The following is a 2,012-nucleotide window of genomic DNA, read 5'->3' as shown; positions in this document are numbered from 1 at the left end:
GCGAGGCTGTTGCTATCGCCGGCCAGGCCGTTGACCGTGGCGCCGAGATTCAGCGCGATCGCCGACCCCTCCACCCCGCTCTCGGCCACCGGCGCCAGTGTCGGCGCCAGCGGGTGGACCGTCACCGCCTCGGTGGCGGTGGTGGTCGTGCTGAGGTTCCCTTCGCCATCCCGCGCGGTGGCCGCCACGCTCAGCGTGAAGTTGGCATCGTTAGGCGGCGTGATAGTCAGGCTGGACAAGCTCCAGCCGTGGATGTCGATCGCCGTGTGGCTCACGTCGGCAGTGAAGCTATGACCGCCGGCACCATCGCTCAGCGTGGCACCGACGGGGATCGCGCTGACCACCAGCGAAGCGAGACTGTTGCCATCGCCGGCCAGACCGTTGACCGTGGCGCCGAGATTCAGGGCGATCGCCGACCCCTCCACCCCGCTCTCGGCCACCGGCGCCAGCGTCGGCGCCAGCGGGCTGACCATCACCGCTTCGGTGGCGGTGGTGGTGGTGCTGAGGTTCCCTTCGCCATCGGTGGCGGTGGCCGCCACGTTCAGCGTGAAGTTGGTGTCGTTGGGCGGCGTGATGGTCAGCGAACTGAGCGTCCAGCCCGACACATCGACCGAGCTGTGGCTCGCATCGGCGGTGAAGCTGTGGCTGCCATCGCTTAGCGTGGCGCCGGCCGGGATGGCGCTCACCACCAGCGAAGCCAGGCTGTTGCTATCGCCGGCCAGACCGTTGACCGTGGCGCCGAGGTTCAGCGCGATCGCCGTCCCTTCCACCCCGCTCTCGGCCACCGGCGCCAGCGTCGGCGCCAGCGGGTTGACCGTGACCGTCTCGGTGGCGGTGGTGGTGGTGCTGAGGTTGCCCTCGCCATCGGTGGCGGTGGCCGCCACGCTCAGCGTGAAGTTGGCATCGTTAGGCGGCGTGATGGTCAGGCTGGACAAGCTCCAGCCGTGGATGTCGATCGCCGTGTGGCTCACGTCGGCAGTGAAGCTATGACCGCCGGCACCATCGCTCAGCGTGGCACCGACGGGGATCGCGCTGACCACCAGCGAAGCGAGACTGTTGCCATCGCCGGCCAGACCGTTGACCGTGGCGCCGAGATTCAGGGCGATCGCCGCCCCCTCCACCCCGCTCTCGGCCACCGGCGCCAGCGTCGGCGCCAGCGGGTGGACCGTGACCGCTTCGGTGGCCGTGGTGGTGGCGCTGAGGTTCCCTTCGCCATCCCGGGCGGTCGCCGCCACGCTCAGCGTGAAGTTGGCGTCGTTGGGCGGCATGATGGTCAGCGAGCTCAGCGTCCAGCCCGACACATCGACCGAGCTGTGGCTCGCATCGGCCGTGAAGCTGTGGCTGCCATCGCTTAGCGTCGCACCGACCGGAATGGCGCTCACCACCAGCGAAGCGAGGCTGTTGGCATCGCCGGCCAGGCCGTTGACCGTGGCGCCGAGGTTCAGGGCGATCGCCGTCCCTTCCACCCCGCTCTCGGCCACCGGCGCCAGCGTCGGTGCCAGCGGGTGGACCGTCACCGCTTCGGTGGCCGTGGTGGTGGCGCTGAGGTTCCCTTCGCCATCGGTGGCGGTGGCCGCCACGCTCAGCGTGAAGTTGGCGTCGTTGGGCGGCATGATGGTCAGCGAGCTCAGCGTCCAGCCCGACACATCGACCGAGCTGTGGCTCGCATCGGCGGTGAAGCTGTGGCTGCCATCGCTTAGCGTGGCGCCGACCGGGATGGCGCTCACCACCAGCGAAGCGAGGCCGTTGGCATCGCCGGCCAGGCCGTTGACCGTGGCGCCGAGGTTCAGGGCGATCGCCGTCCCTTCCACCCCGCTCTCGGCCACCGGCGCCAGTGTCGGCGCCAGCGGGTTGACCGTGACCGTCTCGGTGGCGGTGGTGGTGGTGCTGAGGTTGCCCTCGCCATCCCTGGCCGTGGCCGCCACGCTCAGCGTGAAGTTGGCGTCGTTGGGCGGCGTGATGGTCAGGCTGGACAAGGTCCAGCCGTGGATGTCGATCGTCGTGTGGCTCGC

At 69.8% G+C, this 2,012-nt stretch carries 1 pseudogene; it reads right to left on the bottom strand.

Features of this window, described 5'->3' with window-relative positions:
• Positions 1–2,012: pseudogene (locus tag RM96_RS39635) on the bottom strand (hypothetical protein); the annotation flags it as partial.

Source organism: Cupriavidus sp. IDO (assembly GCF_000812465.1).
Taxonomy (GTDB): domain Bacteria; phylum Pseudomonadota; class Gammaproteobacteria; order Burkholderiales; family Burkholderiaceae; genus Cupriavidus.
The sequence above is the reverse complement of the archived record's forward strand: the minus strand, read 5'-3'. Positions and strand labels throughout refer to the sequence as shown.